Raw genomic sequence first — 17,872 nt, 5'->3', positions numbered from 1 at the left:
TTGAGTTTCTGATCTAGCTGACCTTAAGGTTTTTCAATTCTTCTTTATCTGTGGGGTTCAAATTGCAAAACCTCAGCGACATTATAATTTTTCAAACTTTCTTCCTCGTCAACATCAGAATGAACTTTAATAGCTATTGAACTGAACGCCTTTCTTATATCATTTTCATTTAATCCTCTTGAGTAAAAAACAAACTCGACATGATAGCTATCGTGACTTTCTTCATAGCTTCCGTACCAATACCGTGTTTGATCATCAAGTGAATTGAGCGTTTGTTTCCAAATTTGATGTTCAGGCAACATCACTTTTTGGTTCTCTTTTAATGATGGTTCATTTTTCACATTCAACGTAAATTTCCGAAAATCATCTTTTGAAGCATGGTCCACTTCACTTGTCCCCACGTCATCAAATTGTTCATCCGTTAATGTTGAAACTATCGCTTCCACCTTTATACGAGGTTCTTGACTCATATGACAAGCAGCCAAAAATAAAATGGAAAATCCAAATGAAATCAAGAGTCTTTTCACAACACTCCCCCTTTCAAACTATTAAAATTCTAATTATATAGGTTCGCTTTAATCATTTTAACATAAATATCCAATTAAACAGTTTCATTTAAGGCAAAATACTACTAACGACATTTCTTTTACATCCTCTCTCGTTTCCGTCATCCGAACATCATTCCATCGATTGCTCCCTCTTCATTTCTACTATAAAAAATAATAAGAGCTGCCTAACAAGAGACGGTATTCTCTTTTCCAGGCAGCTCCTTGAAATTTGGGCATTAGTCTACAGTGTGCTGAGTTATCTACTAGTTAAGTTATAACGTTACAATAATCGGACCTTTTTTCGTTAAAATAATGGTATGCTCATATTGGGCGACATAGCTATTTTTCGTAGCAAGCGTCCAGCCGTCATCTTTTTTAAACACTTCTTCTTCAAGAGTAGAAATAAATGGTTCAAATGCAATGACCATGCCATCCTTTAATAATTCATCGTCCCATGTATCGTTGTAATTATAAATATGGTCTGGCGCCTCATGAATCGTGCGTCCAATCCCATGACCCGTTAAGTTTTTAATAACGGTGAATCCATGCTTTTTCGCCGTTTGGAAAACGGCTTTGCCGATGCCGCTTTTTTTCGAACCAGGCTTCGCTTTTTTCAAACCGGCTTCAAACACCTGTTTGACAACATCACACATTTTCATTAACCTTTCGTCTCCTTGCCCCACAACAAATGAAATACCTGTATCAGCAAAATAGCCGTTTTTCGAGCCGGAAACATCGATATTGACTAAATCTCCCTCTTTAATGACACGCTCTCCTGGAATACCATGTGCGACTTCATCATTCACGCTAATACAAGTAAAGCCCGGAAAATCATATTCACTTTTCGGAGCCGAAACTGCCCCTGCTTTTTCAAAAAGCTCTCCGGCATAATCATCCAATTCTTTCGTTGTAACACCCGGAACGGTTTTTTGAACTAATTCATCTCTGATGGCTGCCACAATCTTGCCAATCTCTTTCAATCCATTAAAATCTTCTGCTGTCTTTGCAATCATCGTTCTTCCCTACTTACATTTGTTTTTTTAGATTATATTATTCCTATGTAGTGCATTGTACCTTTTCTCAAGCAAAAAATCCAAGCTTTCCTTCTCTGCTCTATAATTGACCAATACAGCAAGGGGGATGATCGGTTTGTGATAGGTTGATTTTTTGTAAATAATTGATCGTTCATCGTTTTTTACGTTCCAGATCAAACGACACTCATCACAAAACAATATTCTCGAATAGCCCATACTAAACAAAAAATCCTGCATCTTCATGCAGGACTTCTGTTACAAAATTGGCGACAATAGCCGCGAAATGGATTCTTTAAATTTAATCATCCGCTTTCTATGGTTGTACATGTCTTTTGTCATTTCGATTGATTTTTCCATATCTTCTTCAAACGTATGCTTTAGACGTCCGGCCACTTCGGTATCAAAAATAAAGGCATTTACTTCAAAATTCAATTTGAAGCTGCGGACGTCAAAATTGGCGGTACCGACAGAGGCCACTTTTCCGTCGACGACAATCATTTTTGCATGAATAAAGCCATTGTCATAAATGTAGCACTTCACGCCAACATCAAGCAGTTCACCAATGTATGAATATGTCGCCCAGTAGACAAACATATGATCCGGCTTGTTCGGAATCATGATGCGAATGTCGACACCGGAAAGCGCGGCGATTTTTAACGCATTCATGACACTTTCATCTGGAACGAAATATGGGGTTTGAATTTCAATGCTTTCTTTAGCAGCATAAATCATCCGCAGCATCCCATCACGGATTTGCTGCCATTCAGAATCAGGGCCGCTTGAAATAATTTGAAGGCCGGTACGCCCCGCCGGTTCTTTTTTCGGAAAGTAATGCTTGTCCATATCCACCTTTTCATGTGAAGCATGATTCCAATCAAGGAAAAAACGGACTTGAAGAGCATCGACCGCGCTTCCTCTCACCATTAAATGTGTATCCCGCCAGTAGCCGAATTTTTTCGATAAGCCTAAATATTCATCGCCGATGTTAAACCCGCCGATAAAGCCGACTTTTCCATCAATGACGACGATTTTTCGGTGGTTGCGGTAATTGACGCGAATGTTTAAAAACGGAAAAATGCGCGACGGGAAAAAGGCCGCAACCTCGCCTCCCGCTTCCTTCAACGGTGCAAAAAAACGCTTTCCGGTCGTAGATGAGCCCATATCATCATACAACACCTTCACTTCTACCCCTTCTTTCGCTTTTTCTACAAGCGCCTGAAGGATGCCTTGTCCGATACTGTCCTTTTTAAAAATAAAATAGACAAGATGAATATGATGCTTCGCTTCTCGGATTTGCTTTAAAAGGGCATCAAATTTCGCATGGCCATCTGTGAAAATGTCCACTTCATTATCTTGAGTGTACAAGCCATAAGCATTGAGCACATTCATGTAAATCAATGATTGATATTGATTCATGGACGGGTCGTTGTAGCGCAAACTGCGTTCTTCAAGCATATGCTTTTGCTTTTCAAGCTCCGCGCTTACTTTCTTTTTCCGCTTACCCGTCAGTTTGAAAATTTTCCGTTTGCTTAAATTTTGCCCGAAAATAATATAAAGGAAAAAGCCCGCAATCGGGATGAAAAACAGAACGAGCAGCCATGCCCATGTTGCGGCGACATGCCGTCTTTCAAGAAAAATAATCGTAATCGCAAACAAAAGGTTCAAAACCGCAAAAATTGATAATAAGTACACAATAATATCCGTTGTATTCATCGTTAATCCTCTGCTTCTTTCCACATTTATAGACATTTCACCACATCATTCAACATCGCTTTATTGAATCCAAGGGCGTTCACCTACGCGGATGGCGCCAACCCCGCAAGGGGGGACAGCCGCTTAGGTCTAGCAAATTGGGTATGACCGCTCTTTGGTCATATCGAATTTGCTAGATCGATTTATATAGCTTTTTCCTTTATTATACCAACAAAACTCTCGTCTTTTCTCGTTTTCTACGAAAAAGAAATAGAGTCTCTTCCTCTCTATTTAACCCTCTTTCTGCTCGATGAAACACTTTAGAGAAAACAGGCATGACAAGCCCGCTTCATTTATATGTTGTATTACAGGGACGTTTTCATTTGGAGGGGATCATCATGTCATGGCTTGAAGCATTTATTTTAGGCATCATCCAAGGATTAACAGAATTTTTGCCGATTAGTAGCACAGGGCATTTATATTTAGGGCGGCATATGTTCGGCTTAGATGAAGCTGGCTTGTTTTTAGATACGATGCTGCATATCGGGACATTGCTGGCGGTATTCGTTTTCTATCAAGAAGAATTGTTTCGCATGCTGAAAAATCCGTTTGGCAAGCTCACCTTTTTACTAATTGTCGGTACGATTCCAGCTGTCGTTATCGGCCTTTCCTTCAAAGACTATTTTGAGGAAATTTCGAAAACAGGTGTGACGATTGGCTGGGAGTTTCTTGTGACAGGCTTGTTTTTATGGTTTTCTGATTCGATTCGCAACGGACGAAAGAAAATGGACGATATTTCGTATACCGATGCTTTCATTATCGGTACATTCCAAGCAGCTCGCCATTTTCCCTGCCGTTTCCCGCTCCGGCTTAACGATTGCCGCGGCGCTTATGCGAAAGCTTGACCGGGAAACAGCCGCCTATTTTTCCTTTTTGCTGTCAACTCCCGCCATTTTAGGGGCAGTCGTCTTGCAGCTTAGCGATGTATTGGGCGGACAAACAGAGCCGATTTCCTTTATGTCGTTGTTTATCGGCACGCTCTCTTCGGCTTTATTCGGCTATGCGGCTGTCAAATGGATGATTGCTTTTTTAAAGAAGCGGTCATTGAAAGTATTCGCTGTCTATGTATGGGCACTGGGCGCTATCGTACTCGCAGGGCAATACACTGGCATGTTTTAAAAACCACTAGAACCATCCTGTCATCCATATCGCTACAGAAGATGACGGGACGGTTCTTGCTTATTTCACAAATGACTCCTTCTCTAATCCAGCTCTTCTTAATCTCGTCTGAACAGTCACCTGCACATCCGCTTCTTGAAAATATTCCGGCCACTCGTGTTCCATTTCCTTGAATTTATGCGGTTCTGCAATGCCAAGCTTCTCTCCAAATCCAAATATGTCTGTCTTTTCTTCCTGCGTTTTTCGAATCGTTTCCGTCAGTTCTCGTTCAATAAAAGCTGAAATTTTTTCTTCGTATTCTTCATAGATGGAAAAGTTACTCAAATCCCCCTTACAAGATGACGATTCTAAATACGAATCGGTCATAAGTTCGACATCAATCACCGGTTTTTCCTCTTCCATTTTCACCTTTGACTCGACGTTAATGACGTAAATTCGAATGCCAAGCTCCCCGCTTTCCTCCTCTTCACCGCATGGAACGGCATACACCGTTGTGTGAATATTATCCGTAATCATCGAGTAATTGCGCACATCGCTAATGGATAAATAGCCAACAAGCTTGTCGTTGCGAAAAAGAGCTGCTCCTTCAGCTTCCACGATCGCATCAGGTATGACCGTCTGCATATTCGTCATCTTCTCGCCTTTCGCTGAATCGCCTTTTATTTTGACCGATTCGATAATCGCATCTCGTGCATCTGACTGAATGGCATGACGCACATCTTGAAGCCGAATGCCAGGATCTCCACCCCACTCTTTTTTTAATGAATTGAGCTGGGCATTTAGCTTCAAGCTTGACACTTTTTGAAGCTGATATGTGATGGATAAGATGTCTTTCGCCTCTCCTTCTTTCGCTACAATAATATTAAAATCGTTTCGAATTTCACGGTTCCGCACTAAAAAGTCCATCAATTCATCAATGCCGTTTTCTGCTATTTCTTCTGAAAGAACGATGACTCGCATATGTGAAAAAATGATTTTTCGTGATAATCCGATGTTAAGCTTCTTAACAATTTCAGAAAGATTGTCTCCTTCCAAACTATAGAGGGCCGCTGGAGCTGTACCGCCGCTTTTTTGGGGACCAAGCTCGGCTGCGTTAATACTTTCAACGGTTATTTTATACTTTTGATTTTCCCCGACATCGACTGCCATCCCGCCGACAACCGACAGTTCATTCAATTCGACAAGGTCCCAGCACCCCGTCAATAAAACGGTTAATCCACATATGAGCATAGCTTTAAGACGAGCCATTCTCTTCCCTCCTTTTTGGAGGAGACGGTCGCTTCGCGTTTGGCTGTTTCACCGGCTGCTTTGTTTTTAAAAAGCTCGGCCGTCCCTTCATCGCCCATGCTGGAAAACGGAAGAAATTGTCCTTTTGCTCATTCACCCTGTAATTCGTTACCGTTGCTAAATATTCCACACCGAACGAACGGAGAGCGCTCAAATGGCACACCATAATCATCAATGCCAGCATAACGCCGTATAAACCGGTCGAAGCGGCAATGAACATAAACAGAAAGCGAAGCAAACGAGCGGCCATTGAAAAGGAATAGACCGGGCTGACAAAACCGGCAATCGCGGTTAACGACACGACAATCACCATAATATTCGAGATCAGTCCGGCTTCCACCGCGGCCTGTCCAATCACAAGACCTCCGACGACCGACACGGTCATCCCAATCGCCCGTGGCATTCGTACGCCCGCTTCTCGTAAAATTTCAAACGTTAATTCCATAATGAGCGCCTCGACAATAGTCGGAAACGGAATCCCTTCCCTTTGGGCGATAATACTAATAAGCAGCGGTGTCGGAATCAGTTCATGATGATAAGTAATAATGGCGACATAAGCAGATGGCAAGACGAGCGAAAGCATAAATGCGGCGTACCGAATAAAGCGAATGAGCGTCACCATCATAAACGGCTGGGCATAATCTTCCGTTACACGAAAAAAATCGCTGAACACGACGGGAACGAGCAGCACAAACGGATTCTCCTCCACAATGATGGCAATTTTCCCTTCAATAACACCGGCTGCAATCGTATCTGGTCTTTCTGTATGAAAAATGAGCGGAAACGGTGTAAACGTTTTATCGGTAATGAATTCCTCCAGCACGCCTGAATCATAAACTGCATTCATATGAGCTTTTTGAAGTCGCGTTCTTACCTCTTGAACCGTGTCGCTGTTGGCAACATTATGTAAGTAGCCAATGTACACACTGGACGGGGCATCCGTTCCGATTTCAAAAGATTCGAAGCGAAGGGATGGATTTTTAATGCGCCGACGAATGAGACTAATGTTCATATCCGCTGACTCGGTAAACACATCTTTCGGCCCTCGGATGGTCGTTTGGGCTGTCGGTTCCGTAATCGAGCGGTATTCGATGTTTTGAATTTTTAACGCGATGGCTTCTTCGTATTCTTCCATATATAAAAGGCAATAGCCCTTGATCATGAGTTCCACCGCTTTTGACTGCGTCGTGACTAGCTCTTTCGTCACTCCTGTAAAGACACAGTCCATAAAGCGGTACATTCCCTGTTCTTCAAGAATATAGTTAGACGAATGGTTATGAAGGTGAAGCGGATGTAAAATATCATCGGCAATTAAGCTTGAATTCGTCATCGAATCTAAATAACAAAGCAACCCAGACTTACGTTCCACCGAGATGCGATTAATCGAAAAATCGACCGTTTCACCGAATGCCGCTTTCAGTTCGGCTTCAATTTTATCTAAATCAGCCGCCACTTCCACTTCTTCCAAGTCATTTGACAACTCGATTCCTTCCGTCTCTTTCAGCTGTTTTTTTCGTTTTCGCTGTTCGATCCATTCATCAAGCTTCATGCTGCTTCCCTCCCCACTTTTGTTTAATCGATAAAGACAAAAATAGTAACAGCGGTATCCCATATTGAAGCGGCAGATGCAAATAATACGGCACAAATCGCAGACCTTCTTGCAGATGTTCCGCATAATTATCAGCAATGAGCGTCATAAACAAAGACAACATGCCTCCAAACGGAAGGATAAAAAAGCGGTACGGAATGGAAGAAAGATACTCCACTCCTTTTAACGCACCGAGCGTGAATAGAAACACTTTAATAAAAATGCCGATTAAAATGACAAACACAACGAGCGCATCTAATCGCTCTAAAAAATTGGCAATGGAAATCGTCCGAATCGCAGATAATAAAGGAAACGAAGCACTCGCGGCATGTTCAACCCCTAACACCGCCAACTTCAGCATCGTAAAAAACGAGAGCACGACCCCTGACAACAGCACCGCCATGCCCGTTGTTTTAAACAGGTACTTCTTTTGTTTCACGAAAGACATTAAGCAAAGAAACACAATCGATTCACCGAAAGGAAATGTGATCAAGCCTGGATAAATGGCCGTAGCAACCGGTGTAAATCCATGAGCTAAGACCGGACGGATGTTTTCCAGGTTAACACTGCCGTTAATCCATAAAAGCAGGACAATCGCCACCAAAAAACCGATTAAATATGGCATAAAAATCAGGATAGAGCGAGCAGACGCTTCTATTCCGTGATACAAGTAATACATAATAGCAAGCAAAAATAAAATGGCAATCACTTCAATCGGCGTATTCGGATAAATGACGGTATTAACAAGCTCACAAAAATCACGAAGCACACGGGTTGCAATATAAAGAAAGTAGACGACATACAAAAATACAATCCCTTTGCCAACGGGCTTTCCAAGTAACGAAATAAGCGCACTATATAAGCAGTTTTGTGAAGAAAGCTCTAAAATCTTGACGTACAAAAACATGAGTGCAACACCAATCATGGAAGCAGCCAGCACAGCAAGCCACGCATCTTGCTTCGCATCATCTCCAATCCCGACGACAACCGCTGAACCGATTTGAAACAAGTGGATTAAAATAAATAATTGAATAGACGAAATATACTCCGGCTGCCTTCCTCCCATCACGCTGTTTTCACTCCCTTTCGTGCCGCCTTCATTTTTTCGTTCTATACAAATCCAACGCAACCGTTCCTAAAAACATCATGAAGAAAAATGAATAGGCGTATGTCTTCCCTGTTGTGTTATTTCGCATGAGAATGTCCGTTAATGCGGCACCCATGCTGTCTTGATATAAAAAAACATCCACTCCCGCTATAAGAACGAGCAAGCAACAAGCCGTAACGAAAGAGTAAAACAAAATCATGCGGACGCCCCCTCACGAAAACAAGTTTTGCTTATTTTTTCCTGTACTAGCAGTGATTTATTCGTATTATTTAAGAAGGGGGACAAACACCATCAATTGTGTGAAACAAAAAAAGCCCTCTTCGCCTCATTTGGGCGAAAAGAGCTTTTAACGGCTTTTCACTAATAATTGGATTGCTTCCTCAACAATTTTGGATGTATCTTCTCCTGCTTCTTGCTTTTCAAGAAGGCATTGTTCGAGATTGAGCGCAACAATTTGAGCAATCGTACGATCTACGGCGCTTCTGACAGCAGATAGCTGTGTGACAACGTCTTTACAGTTTTTATCTTCTTCCATCATGCGAAGCACACCGCGAACTTGGCCTTCAATGCGCTTCAGGCGGTTTTTCGTTTGATCAGTATAGTTCATCCCATTCATCCTTTCTCTCTATTTTCTCTTTTCTTTACACCGATGCTTTCGCATACCGAACCGCATCATGTGCACACCAATATCCTTTTACATCATAACCGTGCTTTTTTAACTGACGGATGCTTAAATTTCGTAAAATGCGATCTGAAACGACGACGACCACTTCTTTTTTCGGAATATCGTGATGCTGCCTCGCGAGATAGGCGAGTGGAATGTGAACAGCGGACTCCATCGGCAAATGATTCGCTTCATGAAAATCACGGACATCAACAAGCACCGCTTCACAGCCTTCATGGAACGTTGAAATCCGTTTCGTTCCCATCACTGGCACGTATCGTCTATATAAAAGCGGCAGTACAAAACTTAACACCACTGCGATCACAAAGATCATTTTTTAAATTCTCCCCTCGTAAAATGCCTCTATGGAGCATTCAAGGATTTATCCTGTTTCATTATACCAACTTGGGTATTGTAAAATCAAAAGTTTTGTTTAACGGTACGCGCCCATTCCTCCAGAAACATTCGTGACTTCATAGCCGCTTTTCTTCAACACCGCGCAGGCGCGTGAGCTTCTCATCCCGCTCTGACAAATAACCACAATCTCTTTGTTTTTTGGAATTTTATCAAGCTTAGCCGGAAGCTGATTTAGCGGAATATTGACAAACCCCGGAATGGAACGCATATTAAACTCAGCCGGTGTACGGACATCTAAAAAATATTTATCTTTTTTATTTTTCAAGTAATCATTTTTTAATGTATGGGTCGAAATAGACGATGTGCGAAATTTTTTGAACCAACTAAACATGTTGTTCACCTCTCGTTTTTACTTATACCTGTATGGGTATAATACAACAGAAAGAAGAAACTTGTCAAGCACTTGAACCCTTTCGTATTCCTATTCTGACACGTAAAGTTAAAAAAGCCCGCTCCTCCATCTCTTTGAAGAGATGAAGGAACAGAGCCTTTGTCAGTTTTTGCTTTCTGAAGGGTCTTGATTCGCTTTGTAAATTAAGCTCAGCGCTCCAAGCATGAGGATTATCGCCACGACCCGCTTCCAGTCGAGCGGGATTTGTATACCTCCAAACCAACCGAAATGGTCAATTAACAGTCCTGTTACGAGCTGACCAATCACAGTCGCAATGTTGGCAGCGATAACCCCGATTTTTGGCACAGCCAAAATCGTCAAAAATAAATACGCTACCCCAAACCAAACGGCACTTAACTGCCATTTCGGCGCTTCTAAAATGGCCATAAAATTCCCTTGTCCAAAAAACAACACGGCCACCGCTAATATCATGGCCCCTGTTATAAACGTTAAAAATGTACTTTCATACGTACCGGCACGTTTGCTGAATGCTCCGTTAATCGACGACTGAGCACTTAACAAGGCACCGCCCATGACAGATGCGATTAAAATGAAAACAGACATATTTACACCCTCCTCTTAAAAAATAAGTAATAAGGAAATCGCCATGAAGACAACGGCCATCACTTTTTCTTTTTTTACCTTTGTTGCTTTGCTTCCGAGCCATCCTTTATGCTCAATCACAACACTCATCGCCATTTGACCAACAATGACGCTAATCATCGCCAAACCTACCCCCACAAGCGGAATACTAATCACTAAAATCGTTAAATAAATGACCCCAAGCAAGCCGCCAGTTAGCTGCCATTTCGGTGCTTTGAACGTATAAGATAAAGACCCTTTTCCTAAAAATAACAGCACAAGACCGATAATAATTGAACCGACTGCAAAATTATAAAAGCTGCTTTCTAACTTTCCAATCGATTTCCCAAGTTCTCCATAAATGGCTCCCTCGACACTCAATGAAACACCTGCCAGTAGTGCCAATATATAGATCCATACTTTCATAGTCACTCCACCTCTCATCTTCATATCGAGAAATATCGATGTGTTAAGGCAAAAAAAAGAACTTAAAGCTCTTTTTTTATGAAATTCGCCAGTTCTTCAATGCGCGCTTCATTGCGGCGGTAATACGTCCACTTCCCGTGGCGTTCCGATTCCAAGAGTCCAATTCGCTGCAGCATAGACAAATAATGTGAAGTGGTCGATTGTGACAGATTTGCTCTCTCTTGAATGTCACCGACACAAACGCCTCCTTTTTCACTTATATTTTTTGAGAGATGCGCGGTTGGTTTATCAAAATGCGCTTCTGGGTCTTTCAGCCACTTCAGCATGTCTAGTCTCGTTTCATTGCCTAACACTTTGAATATTTCTACTAAATTATCCATGCACTTATACTAATCGATATTTCTCGATATGTAAAGTTTTACTTCTCGAACGTTCTCTTCTCTTTGTTTTTCTCCACCCTCATCGCAGTAAACGCATAGATTCCAAAACAAACCGGCACTACAATTCCACTCAAGATTAATTTCGTGTTTTCTTGAAAGCTAAATTGATTAATCACCATTTCCGGTACAAATAGAATAAGCGGGAGAATAATGGAAACCCACGTTTTACTCCAAATCGCAATGCCAACGAACACTAGAACAGAAAGCCCAACAGCAATAAACGTGCCCCTAGCCCCAAACTGAATCGTTGGTGTATCATAAAGCCGATCGAGAAACATGAGTGCTATAAATAAAGCTAGCTGTGCCGAACCAACGATCCAAAAGATTAGCCATTCTTTCCTTTTTGAAATTTTGTTGCTTGCCACATATTTAAATAGTACAGATGTAAACAACAACGAACATAAGAAGATAAATGGATAACCGATTATATCGATTAATGAGTAGGCCAACTCCCCTCGTATAGCATCCCCCATTAAAATATAAGAAAAGGCACCTATAACGATAATCGGGATATATTTTAATAATCCTTTCAGATCAATCGGCATTTCGTTTGCGATTTGTTCCATATACGCTTTCGGTGTTTGGCCAATTATATCTTCTACATTTTTGCCATTTTGTTCAGCCTCATATAAATGGTCTTCTAATTCCTCAATCATTTCTTCGATTTCTTTTTCATTTTTGCCGCTTGAAAATAAATACAACCTTAAATTTCCTAAAAAATCGCGGCTTTCGCGTGATAGTTTCATCCATTCCCTTCCTCCCCCAATAATGTATTTACACTGTTGGCAATATCCCCCCATCGCTTCTTAAACTCTTCCAGCTCCTCGTTTCCTTTTGCGGTTAAGGAATAATATTTTCTCTTTGGACCTCCCGACGGAAGTTCTTTTTGACTCGTCGTGACAAGCCCTTCTTTTTTCATCCGAAGCAATAAAGGATAAATACTGCCCTCACTTACCATTGTAAATCCATAGCTCTTTAACTTTTCCATCATTTCATACCCATAAGTTTCTCCTTTAGAAATAATGGACAAGAGACACCCTTCTAAAATGCCTTTTAAAATTTGACTGGAAGACAATCGACTCCCTCCCTTTTATCATACTATATTGTTATACAAGTTAGTTATACAAAAAAAAGGGTGCAACTACTTTGCAATACAAGTTAGTTACACCGTAGCATAAAACGATTTTCCGTTCAAGTGCTGTTTCATTCTTCCCTTCGTTTGTTATAATAAAACATATTAACATCATCGCACTCGAAAAAGAGCAAACCAACTAATCATGACGCAGACGACAAAAGGCCCCGTTCAACACCTTCAGTTGAACGAGGCCTTCTCTTTTACTTTCCTGTAAATACAGACGAATACAGCTTGTAACCGCCGTCGAGGTTTTTCACTTTAAAGCCGTTTTCTGTTAAGATGCGCGCTGCTAAATAACCGCGCAAACCAACTTGGCACGTAATGTAAAGCTCTCGATCTGTCGGCACTTCATCGAGACGTTCACGAAGGTCGTTCACCGGAATGTTAATAGAGCCGGAAATGGCACCACGGGCCACCTCTCCTGGGTCGCGAACATCGATTAAATAGCCTCCGTTTGCCACAAGTTCATCAATTTCATGCCATTGCACCGTTTCGACCATTCCATCCACAATGTTGGCCGCTACGTATCCAGCCATATTGACCGGATCTTTTGCCGATGAAAATGGGGGAGCATACGCCAACTCCAAATCTGGTAGATCCTGCACAGTCAAGCCACCTTTAATCGCTGTCGCAATAACGTCAATGCGTTTGTCGACACCGTCTTTTCCAACCGCCTGTGCCCCGTAAATCTCGCCTGTTTCTTGATTAAACAGAAGCTTTAGCGTCATTTGCGATGCACCTGGATAATACCCGGCATGGTTATTCGGATGCACGTGCACCACTTCATACGGTACGCCGATGCGTTTTAATGTTTTTTCGTTGTTGCCTGTTGCCGCTACCGTTAAGTCAAATAATTTAACGATCGATGTGCCCATCGTGCCTTTGTACTCAGCATTTTTCCCATTAATATGGTCCGCTGCCAAACGTCCTTGGCGATTCGCAGGCCACGCAAGCGGAACGAACGTTTCAAAGCCGTTCACATAGTCTTTCACCTCAACAGCGTCCCCTACTGCATAAATGAATGGATCCGACGTCTGCAAATGTTTGTTCACTTTAACAGTGTCGCGAATGCCAAGCTCGAGTCCGGCTTCTTTTGCCAGTGTACTTTCAGGTTGAACACCAATTGCAAGCACAATCATATCGGTTTCAATTTCTTTTCCGCTGTTTAAGCGAACGATTTTCCCTTGTTTGTCAAACGCTTCAACGCCATCTTCCAGCACAAGCTCAACACCGTGCTCACGCATATGCGTATGAGCAATTTGGGCCATTTCAAAATCAATCGGTGCCATAATTTGATTGGCCATTTCAATGAGCGTCACGTCTACATTTCGCTCTCTTAAATTTTCTGCCATTTCTACACCGATAAACCCGCCGCCGATGACAACCGCATGCTTTGGCTTTTGTTCATCAACATACTGCTTAATTCGGTCTGTATCTGGCACATTGCGCAGCGTAAAGAGCGCTGACGCTTCTTCAATGCCTGGAATTGGCGGTTGAATGGGCTTGGAACCAGGCGATAAAATAAGGACATCGTACGACTCTTCATACTCTTCACCTGTTAACACACGGCGTGCCGTCACCGTTTTTTCGTCACGGTTAATGCGGACAATTTCCGTTAAATTGCGAATGTCGATGCGAAAGCGGTTCGACATTGCTTCTACTGTCTGCACGAGAAGTTTGCTTCGTTCTTCAATCACTTCCCCGATATAATATGGCAATCCGCAGTTTGCGAATGAAATGTATTCTCCACGTTCAAACATCACGATTTGGTCTTGTTCACTTAAACGACGTAAGCGAGCTGCTGCTGAAGCGCCCCCAGCTACTCCGCCGACAATAACGATTTTTTTCATTGTATTTGCCTCCTTTTATACCTATATGGGTATTATAGCGAATTACGAGGAAAAGGGAAAGTTTTTAACCTTCCTTTCACGCATTCGTCACATTTCATGTGAGACAGCTATATGCCTATTCTTTTTATTCCCCATGCTCGACAGGAAAAACCTCTCTTGAACGCAAGTAAATCCATCTTCTCTCATAACGAAAGGCCCTTCCATGAAATTCCAATTCCATGACAGGGCCTTCTGGCGATGTACTTACATTTCCCGTACCCAATAATTTATTTTCTCGGTCAATTGTTCAGCGATCTCGGATGACACTTTCTGTTCAAGAGAAGCTTGGATGCGCTGTTTGAATGCTGGAATGTCTTCTTCATAGCTCATCATGACAGACCATTCCAGCTGAGGGACGGCAATGAGTGTTTGCTGCTGTTTTTTATCTTCGTATACATATACGTTTTCAATCAGCATGTCTTCATGGCGTACATTCGCTTTTCTAATTTTCATGATTGATTCCACCTTTCATCCGGTTCAGTGATGTACATGTATCATAATAGCGTGATTAGATCAAAATCGCCATCATTTTATACACGTTTCGCACTGGCAGATGAACGGCATTCATTATTCCGTTACTGGCGTCAGTTTTTCCGGTTCCGGCTCAGCGTCTCGTTTAATTTTGCTGTCACCAACGAATAAGGCAACGACAATTCCAATTGCCACAAACAGTAATCCAGCTAAAAAGACCGTTGAAAACGAATTCGACCATACACGTTGAATCACCATGATGACTGCCGTTTTCAGTTCGGCTGGCAGCGGCAATATATCTGGATTGATAAGCAAGCTGAAAAGGCCGTCTGTTTGAGTGCTCAACTCATCAAGCGTTTCCGCAAGCATCGGATTGGTTTCGCTCGCTGCGGAATCCGCCATTTTTTGTTTTAAGGTTTGGTTCATGACGACATTAAGTACCGTCACCCCAATTGTTCCTCCGATGGAACGGAAAAATGTCGAGGCAGAAGTAACGGTTCCAAGCTGTGACTTCGGAAACTCATTTTGGATGGCAATCATTAATGTTGGCATGACAAGCCCCATCCCTAAACCGAGCACAATCATGTACATATAGGCAGTAAATTGAGTTGAACCGATGCCCATCGTGCTCATTAAATAAAACCCGACGGTCGCCATTAACATACCTGTCGTCAACACCGTTCGAAAACGAAAGCGAAGAAGGAGACGCCCGCCAATCACACTGGCTAAAATCATCGCAATCATCATTGGTGTCATCGTCGACCCAGCTTCTGTCGGCGATACACCTAAAATTCCTTGCATGAACATCGGCACGAACATAATTGCCCCGAACATACCAAGTCCAAGTAAAAAGCCTAGGGCATTCGTTGCCGCAAAGACGCGGTTTTTAAAGAGCGAAAAATCCAAGATGGGGTCTTTTGCTTTCGTTTCAATCAGCCCAAATAACACTAAAAATACAATGGCTCCCACCAACATAAGCCCGCTTGTCAGCGATAGCCACTCAAATCGATCACCTGCAAATGTTAGCCATAAAAGCAATAACACAAGCCCTGGAACAAATGTCGCAATTCCGAGGTAATCAATATGAACATCCTCTTTCGGCTTGACAACTTCTTGTTTCATTCCAACGAAAATGACGATGGCTGACAGCAAACCAAATGGCACATTAATTAAGAAAATCCAATGCCAGCTAATTTGATCAACAATGAAACCACCGATAAACGGACCGATGACGGAGCTTAAACCGAATATAGCGCCAAACACCCCTTGCCATTTCGCCCGCTGCTCCGCTGTGAAAATGTCTCCGACAATCGTTTGAGAGAGCGGCATAATCATTCCTCCACCAATCCCTTGCAGACCGCGATACAACACGAGCTGCTCCATAGAATCAGCCGTCGCGCAAAGACCTGAACCGATAATGAAAATAATGGTTCCAAGTAAATAAAGAAGACGGCGTCCATATAAATCCGACAGCTTACCAACAATCGGCACGACCGTCGTTGATGTAATTAAATACGCGGTTGTCACCCACGCAAAAATCGAAAAACCGTTCAGTTCCCCAACAATCGTCGGCATCGCCGTTCCGACAATCGTTTGCTCGAGGGCACTGAAAAACATTCCGATGATCAGTCCCGTTAAGACGAGGTTTTTATTAATGGTTGGTTGTATGTTTGTCATTACATATCTCCTTCGTGTTCATTTTCTCTAAAAGTTCACTTTTCCATTCGTATTTTTTCACCCATTCGGTTATAATTGAGATGACCAGTCAGTCATATTGTAGTTTGTGAATGGCGTTCGGTCAAAGAAAATATCTTACTTGGGGGGATTTACCTCTATGAAACGTGTGACAAATGAACAAAAAAAGGGTAAAAAAATAGCATTAGTGGAAAAGTTGAAGCAAAGCGGCGTCAAAATTGAATTAACGAAACCACGCTCTGCTCTTTCTCCGCTTCTTTTCAAAATGAACCCAGCGTAAGAAGCGGACATTTTTTATAATAAAGGAACGAATAATTTGAATAATATCTTCATCTACGCACATTTTTGTGTAAAATGAAGGGTAATAAGTTTTTTCATAAGGACGTGACAATGAATGAGCGAGAAACAAACAAAAATTATCGAAACAGCAATGAAACTCTTCTCCCAAAAAGGGTATCATTCCACTTCCATACAGGAGATTGCCGAAAACAGCGGCATCGCCAAAGGATCTATTTACAATTATTTTTCATCAAAAGAAGATTTGTTCATGTCCATCTTCAAACATTACCATGAGCGCCTCTTCAATCGTGTTTCACAAATTGAAAAAGACGGAACATTATCCGAACGCGATATGTTTATCAAACAGCTACATATTCAATTCCAGCAATTTTTATCGCAAAAGGATTTCATTCATATGCAGATGCGCCAGCAAATCATTCAAGTCAATGATGAAATTCGCCACTACATGTTTAAAGTACGGGCCGAGCTGTTCAACTGGTATTGCCAGCGAATCCGCCAAATTTACGGACCAAAAACGGAGAAGTTCGTGTTTGATTTAGCCACGATTTTATCCGGCATGATGAGAGAGTATATGTTTTACATTATCGTGGAAGACAAGAACATTAACTTAGAGCAGTTAGCGAAGTACATTATTTCCAGACTGGAAGATATTATTGACGGGTTAGAGAAAAATGAAGAGGTGCTGCTCGACTGTGGCATGATGGAAAACTACATCCATCTTCAAGACCACCAAAGAAAGCAAGCCACTATACAGCTGCACCATATTCTTGAACAAATGAGCACACTGGCCGAAGAAGCAGCATTGGATGACGAGCAAAAGACAAAAGCTTTCTCTTCGTTGGATGCATTAAAAGAAGAAATTAAAGACAATCTCGCAGAACCGAAGCTTGTTGTGATTGAAAGTCTTCTGTTCTTTTTGCGCCACTTAAACATTCCAGAAGCAGAACGCCATTTGGATGCATTTTCAAACATTATTAATACCCATCTGACGAAGTGACTATTCGGTCAGATGGGCTTACTTCGCGT

Annotated in this window: 20 protein-coding genes and 1 pseudogene; 3 read left to right on the top strand and 18 right to left on the bottom strand. The window is 42.0% G+C overall.

Annotated features, from left to right (window positions below; genetic code table 11):
• Positions 1-44 precede the first annotated feature (44 nt).
• From ACXAEO_RS09020 to cls, 3 genes are all read right to left on the bottom strand, one after another.
• Positions 45-527 carry a fructose-bisphosphate aldolase gene (locus tag ACXAEO_RS09020; protein WP_474880128.1) on the bottom strand — a complete coding sequence of 161 codons (483 nt, stop codon included), beginning with the start codon at positions 525-527 and terminating at the stop codon, positions 45-47.
• 293 nt (positions 528-820) lie between these two features.
• The gene (map, locus tag ACXAEO_RS09015) at positions 821-1,561 is read right to left on the bottom strand and encodes a type I methionyl aminopeptidase (RefSeq protein ID WP_474880127.1); all 741 of its coding nucleotides are present in this window, start codon (positions 1,559-1,561) and stop codon (positions 821-823) included.
• Between the two features lie 276 nt (positions 1,562-1,837).
• Positions 1,838-3,295, bottom strand: a complete 1,458-nt coding sequence (gene cls, locus ACXAEO_RS09010) for a cardiolipin synthase (protein WP_474880126.1) — start codon at positions 3,293-3,295, stop codon at positions 1,838-1,840.
• 377 nt (positions 3,296-3,672) lie between these two features.
• Between cls and ACXAEO_RS09005 the strand changes: the two are divergent.
• Positions 3,673-4,453 (top strand): annotated as a pseudogene (locus ACXAEO_RS09005) (undecaprenyl-diphosphate phosphatase).
• A gap of 60 nt (positions 4,454-4,513) precedes the next feature.
• Here ACXAEO_RS09005 and ACXAEO_RS09000 read toward each other — a convergent pair.
• The 15 genes from ACXAEO_RS09000 to ACXAEO_RS08930 form a co-directional block, all read right to left on the bottom strand.
• Positions 4,514-5,701: a Ger(x)C family spore germination protein gene (locus tag ACXAEO_RS09000; protein WP_474880125.1), complete on the bottom strand. Its 1,188-nt coding sequence runs from the start codon at positions 5,699-5,701 to the stop codon at positions 4,514-4,516.
• Positions 5,688-7,289, bottom strand: coding sequence for a spore germination protein (locus tag ACXAEO_RS08995; protein ID WP_474880124.1), 1,602 nt, complete (start codon positions 7,287-7,289; stop codon positions 5,688-5,690). Before ACXAEO_RS08995 ends, ACXAEO_RS09000 begins: the two co-directional genes overlap by 14 nt.
• On the bottom strand, positions 7,279-8,394 hold the full coding sequence (locus tag ACXAEO_RS08990; RefSeq protein WP_474884061.1) for a GerAB/ArcD/ProY family transporter: 1,116 nt from the start codon (positions 8,392-8,394) through the stop codon (positions 7,279-7,281). The genes ACXAEO_RS08995 and ACXAEO_RS08990 overlap by 11 nt, the downstream gene beginning before the upstream one ends.
• Before the next feature lie 31 nt (positions 8,395-8,425).
• Entirely contained in the window at positions 8,426-8,635 is a 210-nt protein-coding gene (locus ACXAEO_RS08985; protein WP_474880123.1) for a hypothetical protein, read from the bottom strand.
• A gap of 147 nt (positions 8,636-8,782) precedes the next feature.
• Entirely contained in the window at positions 8,783-9,043 is a 261-nt protein-coding gene (locus ACXAEO_RS08980; RefSeq protein WP_474880122.1) for a metal-sensitive transcriptional regulator, read from the bottom strand.
• A gap of 34 nt (positions 9,044-9,077) precedes the next feature.
• Positions 9,078-9,434 (bottom strand): rhodanese-like domain-containing protein, encoded by a 357-nt coding sequence (locus tag ACXAEO_RS08975; protein ID WP_474880121.1) that lies wholly within the window; start codon positions 9,432-9,434, stop codon positions 9,078-9,080.
• A 99-nt stretch (positions 9,435-9,533) separates the two neighbouring features.
• Positions 9,534-9,848 carry a rhodanese-like domain-containing protein gene (locus tag ACXAEO_RS08970; RefSeq protein WP_474880120.1) on the bottom strand — a complete coding sequence of 105 codons (315 nt, stop codon included), beginning with the start codon at positions 9,846-9,848 and terminating at the stop codon, positions 9,534-9,536.
• A gap of 162 nt (positions 9,849-10,010) precedes the next feature.
• Positions 10,011-10,472, bottom strand: a complete 462-nt coding sequence (locus ACXAEO_RS08965) for a DMT family transporter (RefSeq protein WP_474880119.1) — start codon at positions 10,470-10,472, stop codon at positions 10,011-10,013.
• Positions 10,473-10,487: 15 nt separating this feature from the next.
• Complete coding sequence (locus ACXAEO_RS08960) at positions 10,488-10,916, bottom strand: DMT family transporter (protein ID WP_474880118.1); 429 nt, start codon at positions 10,914-10,916, stop codon at positions 10,488-10,490.
• 62 nt (positions 10,917-10,978) lie between these two features.
• Positions 10,979-11,296 carry an ArsR/SmtB family transcription factor gene (locus ACXAEO_RS08955; RefSeq protein WP_474880117.1) on the bottom strand — a complete coding sequence of 106 codons (318 nt, stop codon included), beginning with the start codon at positions 11,294-11,296 and terminating at the stop codon, positions 10,979-10,981.
• Positions 11,297-11,334: 38 nt separating this feature from the next.
• Complete coding sequence (locus ACXAEO_RS08950) at positions 11,335-12,102, bottom strand: HAAS domain-containing protein (protein ID WP_474880116.1); 768 nt, start codon at positions 12,100-12,102, stop codon at positions 11,335-11,337.
• Complete coding sequence (locus ACXAEO_RS08945; RefSeq protein ID WP_474880115.1) at positions 12,099-12,431, bottom strand: PadR family transcriptional regulator; 333 nt, start codon at positions 12,429-12,431, stop codon at positions 12,099-12,101. Before ACXAEO_RS08945 ends, ACXAEO_RS08950 begins: the two co-directional genes overlap by 4 nt.
• Before the next feature lie 260 nt (positions 12,432-12,691).
• Complete coding sequence (cdr, locus tag ACXAEO_RS08940) at positions 12,692-14,341, bottom strand: CoA-disulfide reductase (RefSeq protein WP_474880114.1); 1,650 nt, start codon at positions 14,339-14,341, stop codon at positions 12,692-12,694.
• A gap of 243 nt (positions 14,342-14,584) precedes the next feature.
• Positions 14,585-14,833, bottom strand: a complete 249-nt coding sequence (locus ACXAEO_RS08935; protein ID WP_474880113.1) for a YueH family protein — start codon at positions 14,831-14,833, stop codon at positions 14,585-14,587.
• Between the two features lie 114 nt (positions 14,834-14,947).
• On the bottom strand, positions 14,948-16,528 hold the full coding sequence (locus ACXAEO_RS08930; protein WP_474880112.1) for an MDR family MFS transporter: 1,581 nt from the start codon (positions 16,526-16,528) through the stop codon (positions 14,948-14,950).
• Between the two features lie 157 nt (positions 16,529-16,685).
• Between ACXAEO_RS08930 and ACXAEO_RS08925 the strand changes: the two genes are divergently transcribed.
• Both ACXAEO_RS08925 and ACXAEO_RS08920 read left to right on the top strand, forming a co-directional pair.
• Positions 16,686-16,826, top strand: coding sequence for a hypothetical protein (locus ACXAEO_RS08925; protein ID WP_474880111.1), 141 nt, complete (start codon positions 16,686-16,688; stop codon positions 16,824-16,826).
• A gap of 114 nt (positions 16,827-16,940) precedes the next feature.
• Positions 16,941-17,843, top strand: coding sequence for a TetR/AcrR family transcriptional regulator (locus tag ACXAEO_RS08920; RefSeq protein WP_474880110.1), 903 nt, complete (start codon positions 16,941-16,943; stop codon positions 17,841-17,843).
• Positions 17,844-17,872: the final 29 nt, after the last annotated feature.

This window comes from Bacillus sp. ABA4_010, from assembly GCF_056159105.1.
The sequence above is the reverse complement of the archived record's forward strand: the minus strand, read 5'-3'. Positions and strand labels throughout refer to the sequence as shown.

Excerpts from the sequence above, each read along its gene's own strand:
- map (WP_474880127.1), bottom strand. The coding sequence starts at position 1,561 with ATGATTGCAAAGACAGCAGAAGATTTTAATGGATTGAAAGAGATTGGC.
- cls (WP_474880126.1), bottom strand. The coding sequence starts at position 3,295 with ATGAATACAACGGATATTATTGTGTACTTATTATCAATTTTTGCGGTT.
- ACXAEO_RS09000 (WP_474880125.1), bottom strand. The coding sequence starts at position 5,701 with ATGGCTCGTCTTAAAGCTATGCTCATATGTGGATTAACCGTTTTATTG.
- ACXAEO_RS08995 (WP_474880124.1), bottom strand. The coding sequence starts at position 7,289 with ATGAAGCTTGATGAATGGATCGAACAGCGAAAACGAAAAAAACAGCTG.
- ACXAEO_RS08990 (WP_474884061.1), bottom strand. The coding sequence starts at position 8,394 with ATGGGAGGAAGGCAGCCGGAGTATATTTCGTCTATTCAATTATTTATT.
- ACXAEO_RS08985 (WP_474880123.1), bottom strand. The coding sequence starts at position 8,635 with ATGATTTTGTTTTACTCTTTCGTTACGGCTTGTTGCTTGCTCGTTCTT.
- ACXAEO_RS08980 (WP_474880122.1), bottom strand. The coding sequence starts at position 9,043 with ATGAACTATACTGATCAAACGAAAAACCGCCTGAAGCGCATTGAAGGC.
- ACXAEO_RS08975 (WP_474880121.1), bottom strand. The coding sequence starts at position 9,434 with ATGATCTTTGTGATCGCAGTGGTGTTAAGTTTTGTACTGCCGCTTTTA.
- ACXAEO_RS08970 (WP_474880120.1), bottom strand. The coding sequence starts at position 9,848 with ATGTTTAGTTGGTTCAAAAAATTTCGCACATCGTCTATTTCGACCCAT.
- ACXAEO_RS08965 (WP_474880119.1), bottom strand. The coding sequence starts at position 10,472 with ATGTCTGTTTTCATTTTAATCGCATCTGTCATGGGCGGTGCCTTGTTA.
- ACXAEO_RS08960 (WP_474880118.1), bottom strand. The coding sequence starts at position 10,916 with ATGAAAGTATGGATCTATATATTGGCACTACTGGCAGGTGTTTCATTG.
- ACXAEO_RS08955 (WP_474880117.1), bottom strand. The coding sequence starts at position 11,296 with ATGGATAATTTAGTAGAAATATTCAAAGTGTTAGGCAATGAAACGAGA.
- ACXAEO_RS08950 (WP_474880116.1), bottom strand. The coding sequence starts at position 12,102 with ATGAAACTATCACGCGAAAGCCGCGATTTTTTAGGAAATTTAAGGTTG.
- cdr (WP_474880114.1), bottom strand. The coding sequence starts at position 14,341 with ATGAAAAAAATCGTTATTGTCGGCGGAGTAGCTGGGGGCGCTTCAGCA.
- ACXAEO_RS08935 (WP_474880113.1), bottom strand. The coding sequence starts at position 14,833 with ATGAAAATTAGAAAAGCGAATGTACGCCATGAAGACATGCTGATTGAA.
- ACXAEO_RS08930 (WP_474880112.1), bottom strand. The coding sequence starts at position 16,528 with ATGACAAACATACAACCAACCATTAATAAAAACCTCGTCTTAACGGGA.
- ACXAEO_RS08925 (WP_474880111.1), top strand. The coding sequence starts at position 16,686 with ATGAAACGTGTGACAAATGAACAAAAAAAGGGTAAAAAAATAGCATTA.
- ACXAEO_RS08920 (WP_474880110.1), top strand. The coding sequence starts at position 16,941 with ATGAGCGAGAAACAAACAAAAATTATCGAAACAGCAATGAAACTCTTC.